At 62.1% G+C, this 5,655-nt stretch carries 4 protein-coding genes; 2 read left to right on the forward strand and 2 right to left on the reverse strand.

All coding sequences use genetic code 11. The features are described 5' to 3' along the window. A partial coding sequence (locus HP547_RS18440) for an FAD-binding oxidoreductase (protein ID WP_172287035.1) occupies nucleotides 1-663 on the forward strand: 663 nt, incomplete at its 5' end. A gap of 152 nt (nucleotides 664-815) precedes the next feature. Here the strand turns inward: HP547_RS18440 and fadD1 are convergent. Both fadD1 and fadD2 read right to left on the reverse strand, forming a co-directional pair. Beyond that, nucleotides 816-2,513: a long-chain-fatty-acid--CoA ligase FadD1 gene (gene fadD1 / locus HP547_RS18445; protein ID WP_172227808.1), complete on the reverse strand. Its 1,698-nt coding sequence runs from the start codon at nucleotides 2,511-2,513 to the stop codon at nucleotides 816-818. A gap of 334 nt (nucleotides 2,514-2,847) precedes the next feature. Continuing rightward, a complete protein-coding gene (gene fadD2 / locus HP547_RS18450) occupies nucleotides 2,848-4,536 on the reverse strand; it encodes a long-chain-fatty-acid--CoA ligase FadD2 (protein WP_172287036.1) in 1,689 nt (562 codons plus the stop codon). A gap of 218 nt (nucleotides 4,537-4,754) precedes the next feature. Between fadD2 and HP547_RS18455 the strand changes: the two genes are divergently transcribed. Then, nucleotides 4,755-5,655, forward strand: a 901-nt coding sequence (locus tag HP547_RS18455) for an alpha/beta hydrolase (RefSeq protein ID WP_172287037.1), incomplete at its 3' end; no start/stop codon positions are given.

Consider the following 5,655-nt stretch of genomic DNA (forward strand, 5'->3'; position numbering starts at 1 on the left):
AACTCCGAGGTGCTGGACATCGTCCACGGCCCCCGCCCGGCAGTGGTCACAGCCCATGGCCGGGTCGAGGCACGCCAGGTGATGCTGGCCGGCGATGTGTATCACAAACTGGAAAACCGCCAGCTGAAGGGCAAGATCTTCCCGGCCATGGGCGGCATTGTCACCACCGCGCCGCTGGGCGAACTGGCCGAGCAGATCAACCCGCAGGACCTGGCGGTATACGACTGCCGCTTCGTGCTCGACTATTACCGCCTGACCGCCGACAAGCGATTGCTGTTTGGCGGTGGCGCCAACTATTCCGGGCGTGACTCACGCGATATCGAAGGCGAACTGCGCCCGTGTATCGAGCGTACGTTCCCCGCGTTGAAAGGAGTGCCGATCGAGTTCCAGTGGAGTTGCGCCATGGGCATCGTGGTCAACCGTATCCCGCAACTGGGCAAGCTGTCGGACAACGTGTGGTATTGCCAGGGCTATTCAGGGCACGGCATTGCCACCAGCCACATCATGGGCGAGATCATGGCCGAGGCATTGACCGGCACCTTGCAGCAGTTCGACACCTTTGCGCAGTGCAAGCACGTGCGCGTGCCGATGGGGGATTTGCTGGGCAACCCGCTGCTGGCGGCGGGGATGTGGTACTACCAGATGCTTGAGAAACTGCGCTGAGCGTGATGCCCGCGCAACCCCTGCAGGAGCGGCCTTGCGTCGCGAAAGGGCCGCGAAGCGGCCCCAGGTTCTCAGCCGTGACGCTGAAAATGCCGGGGCCGCTTCGCTGCCCTTTCGCGACGCAAGGCCGCTCCTATAAGGGCCGGGGGGCCTCAGGCGATTTTCTTCAAACCTTGCTTTTTCAGCTCTTCATCGCGCAGTTCACGGCGCAGGATCTTGCCCACGTTGGTGGTCGGCAGCACATCGCGGAACTCGATCTGGCGCGGTACCTTGTAGCCGGTGACGTTGGCACGCATGTGCTCCATCACCTGTTCCTTGGTCACGGTCATGCCCGGCTTGACCACGATGAACACCTTGATCACTTCACCGGACTTTTCATCCGGCACTCCGATGGCCGCGCACTGCAGCACACCCGGCAAGGCTGCCAGCACGTCTTCCAGCTCGTTGGGGTACACGTTGAAGCCCGAGACCAGGATCATGTCCTTCTTGCGGTCGACGATACGCATATAGCCATCGGCCTGGATCAGGGCGATGTCGCCCGTCTTCAGCCAACCTTCGCTGTCGAGGATCTCGGCAGTGGCGTCCTCGCGCTGCCAATAGCCCTTCATCACCTGCGGGCCCTTGACGCACAGCTCGCCGACTTCGCCCAGTGGCAGCTCGATGCCGGCATCGTCGATGATCTTGCACAGGGTCGAAGGCACCGGAATGCCGATCGTGCCCACCTGGTTGGCTTCGGCCGGGTTGACCGCCGCCACCGGGCTGGTCTCGGTCATGCCGTAGCCTTCACAGATGGCGCAGCCGGTCACGGCCTTCCAGCGCTCGGCCACGCTCAGCTGCAGGGCCATGCCCCCGGACAGGGTGATTTTCAGCGCCGAGAAGTCCAGGGCGCGGAAGGCGTCGTTGTTGCACAGCGCAACGAACAGGGTATTGAGGCCGACGAAGCCGCTGAACTTCCACTTGCCCAGTTCCTTGACCATGGCCGGCAAGTCACGCGGATTGCTGATCAGCACGTTGTGGTTGCCGATCAGCATCATGGCCATGCAATGGAAGGTAAAGGCATAGATGTGGTACAGCGGCAGCGGGGTGATGAGGATTTCGCAGCCTTCGTGCAGGTTCGCGCCCATCAGTGCCCGACACTGCAGCATGTTGGCCACCAGGTTGCGGTGGGTCAGCATCGCGCCCTTGGCCACCCCGGTGGTACCGCCGGTGTACTGCAGCACTGCCACGTCGTTGGCCTGCGGGTTGGCCTCGGTCACCGGCTGGCCCTTGCCCAGTGCCAGGGCGTCGTTGAAGCGCACGGCACGCGGCAGGTTGTAGGCCGGCACCATCTTCTTCACGTACTTGATCACACTGTTGATCAGCAGGCGCTTGAGCGGCGGCAGCAGGTCGGCCACTTCGGTGACGATGACGTGCCTGACCTGGGTCTTGGGCACCACCTTTTCGGCCAGGTGGGCCATGTTGGCCAGGCACACCAGGGCCTTGGCGCCGGAGTCGTTGAACTGGTGTTCCATCTCCCGCGCGGTGTACAGCGGGTTGGTGTTGACCACGATCAGCCCGGCGCGCATGGCACCGAATACCGCGACCGGGTATTGCAGGACATTGGGCAGTTGCACGGCAATGCGGTCACCCGGCTTGAGGTCGGTATGCTGCTGCAGCCAGGCGGCAAACGCCCCGGACAGCGCATACAACTCGCCATAGGTGATAGTCTTGCCCAGGTTGCTAAAGGCCGGTTTGTCGGCAAAGCGTTGGCAGGATTGCTTGAGTACCGCCTGGATATTGGGGAATTCGTCAGGATTGATTTCCGCCGTAATCCCGGCTGGGTATTTATCCTTCCAAAAATTTTCGATCATGGAAGCCCACTCCTTCAGCAACAGCGAAGTTCGGTTTACGCGTCTATGCGCTTATTATTGATATGAGATGACGGTTCGTTGCAAACCGGATCATCTGAAAGCGGGCCGAGAGTAACAGCTTTGCCGGGGGTCGCCTAGAGGCCAAAACAGGCCTTACGGTCACAAAAATGACTCAATGAACGATACAGGTCATTTTTAGAGTAATTATCCAAAATGTCGCAGATTCGGCTGTGATCCGCTTGTTAGAGCGTCTTGGGCATCCGCGGATAAACCCGCTCCTTGTTGTGCACTAACTGTAGGAGCGGGTTCACCCGCGAAGAAGCCGACACAAGACTCAGGCTATATCACGCAGCTCCCGCCGCAGGATCTTGCCCACCGGGGTCATCGGCAGCGACTCGCGCAACACGATGTGCTTGGGCACTTTGTAGCCGGTGAAGTTGGCTTTGCAATAAGCCTTGAGCTCATCCACGCTCAACCCACCCTCGCGCGGCACCACGAACAGCTTCACCGCCTCGCCGGAACGCTCGTCCGGCACGCCGATGGCTGCGCAGTTGGCGACCTTGGGGTGGCCCATCACCACGTCCTCGATCTCGTTGGGGTACACGTTGAAACCCGAGACGATGATCATGTCCTTCTTGCGGTCGACAATGCGGGTAAAACCGTCCGGGTCGATGGTGGCGATGTCGCCGGTCTTGAACCAGCCGTCGGCATCCATGGCCTGGGCAGTGGCTTCGGGCTGCTGCCAGTAACCTTTCATCACCTGCGGCCCCTGGATACACAGCTCGCCCCGCTCGCCCAGCGGCAGTTCGTTACCCTCGTCATCGATCACCTTGAACGCCGTGCCTGGCACCGGGATGCCCACCGTGCCCAGGCGCGCCAGCTGGCCGTAGGGGTTGGTGCTGGCCACCGGCGAGGTTTCGGTCAGGCCGTAGCCTTCGACAATGCGGCAACCGGTGAGCGCTTCCCAGCGCTCGGCAGTGGCCTTGACCAGCGCCGTGCCGCCCGAGTTGGTGACCTTGAGCGCCGAGAAATCAAGCTGGCGGAAGCCTGGGTGATCCATCAGCGCGACAAACAGGGTGTTAAGCCCCAGCAACGCGGAAAAGCGCCATTTGCCCAGCTCCTTGATGAAGCCGGAAATATCCCGTGGGTTGGTGATCAGCACGTTGTGGTTGCCGGTGACCATCATGCACATGCAGTTCGCGGTAAAGGCATAGATGTGATAAAGCGGCAGCGGCGCAATCATCACCTCCTGGCCGTCCTTGAGCAGTTTCTGCCCGTCGGGGCCATGCTGCGAGAAGCAGGCCAGCACCTGCAGCATGTTGGCCACCAGGTTGCCGTGGGTGAGCATCGCGCCCTTGGCCAGGCCGGTTGTGCCGCCGGTGTATTGCAGTACGGCGATGTCGTCGAGGTTCTGCGAGTCCGGCTTGGGGGCCAGTTCGCGCCCCTGGCGCAGCACCTGCTTGAACGATGTGGCCTGGGGCAGCTGATAGGCTGGCACCATCTTTTTCAGCTTGTCGACCACGGTGTTCACCAGCCAGCCCTTGGCGGTGGGCAGCATGTCGCCCATCTTCGCCTCGATCAGGTACTCGATGCCGGTATCGGGCAGCACCTCCTGCACCCGCTTGCCGAACATGTTCAGGAACACCAGCGCACGTGCACCGCTGTCCTTGAACTGGTGGCGCATCTCGCGCTCGGTGTACAGCGGGTTGGTGTTGACCACGATCAGGCCGGCGCGCATGGCCCCGAACACGGCGATCGGGTACTGCAGCACGTTGGGCATCTGCACCGCGATGCGGTCACCCGGTTTGAGGTCTGTGTGCTGCTGCAACCAGGCAGTAAAGGCTGCCGAATGGCGCTCCAGCTCCGCGTAGGTCAGGGTAACGCCCAGGTTGCTGAAGGCCGGGCGATCGGCGAAGCGCTTGCAGGAGCGCTCGAACACCTCGACAACCGAGGCGTAGGCATTGATGTCGATGGTGGAAGGCACGCCCGCCGGGCGCTTGTCATTCCAGAAGTCGGCTTGCATTTATTATTGTTCCTCTGCCTGGACCTGCACTGCGTCCTTTAGTCCTTTACCTGATCGCCCGAGGGCAAAAAGGCGTTGCTCCGACGTTAGCAGGTAAGCCCAAGGCGGCATACACGCCAAGTGCCGCCATTAACATTGTGAATCTTATTTGTGCCCTTCCTGCAATCCGGCCGGTTGTGCATACACTGTCCGGGTACCCGTGCGCACAAGGATCCACCATGCTCCACGACGCCTTCTGGCTGCCCGCCAGCGAGCATTGCAGCCTGCATGTGCACCAATGGCTGCCGGACACGCCGGTAAAAGCCGTGGTGCTACTGGCCCATGGCATGGCCGAGCATGCCGGGCGCTACAAACGCCTGGGGCATGCCCTGAGCGCGGCCGGCTTTGCCCTGTTCGCCGCGGACCAGCGCGGCCACGGGCGCACCGCCGAACTGGGCAACCTCGGCCTGTTCGCCCGCCATCATGGCTGGAATGCCGTGGTCGACGACCTGGGTCTGCTGGCCCAGCACATCGGCCAGCAGTACCCGTGTACGCCGCTGTTCCTGCTTGGCCACAGCATGGGCAGCTACATTGCCCAGGCCTACCTGCTGCACCACAGTGGCAGCCTGCACGGGGCGATTCTCAGCGGCTCCAACTACCAGCCGGCGGCGCTGTACCGCGTGGCGCGGCTGATCGCCCGGCTGGAGGCGTGGCGCCAGGGGCCGCTGGGCAAGAGCGCACTGATCGAGTGGCTGTCGTTCGGGTCCTTCAACAAGGCCTTCAAGCCCAACCGTACGGCGTTCGACTGGCTCAGCCGCGACCCTGCCGAGGTCGACCTGTACGTCAACGACCCGTTGTGCGGCTTTCGGTGCAGCAACCAGTTGTGGCTCGACCTGCTGCAAGGCTTGGCGCAGATCAGCCAGCCAAGTAACCTCGCGCAGATCGATCCGAACCTGCCTGTGCTGATAATCGGTGGTGAATGTGATCCGGTCAGTGCCGGCAAGCGTCTCACCCATCTGGCCGACGCCCTGCGCGCGACCGGCAATCGACATGTGCAGCTGCGCGTCTATCCAGAGGCGCGGCATGAAGTACTCAACGAAACCAACCGTGACGAGGTTACCGCCGATATCCTCGGCTGGC

Origin of the sequence: Pseudomonas sp. CM27 (assembly GCF_013179515.1) — a bacterium.
Classification (GTDB): domain Bacteria; phylum Pseudomonadota; class Gammaproteobacteria; order Pseudomonadales; family Pseudomonadaceae; genus Aquipseudomonas.

Coding starts and splice junctions, on each gene's coding strand:
- fadD2 (WP_172287036.1), bottom strand. CDS start 4,536: ATGCAAGCCGACTTCTGGAATGACAAGCGCCCGGCGGGCGTGCCTTCC.
- fadD1 (WP_172227808.1), bottom strand. CDS start 2,513: ATGATCGAAAATTTTTGGAAGGATAAATACCCAGCCGGGATTACGGCG.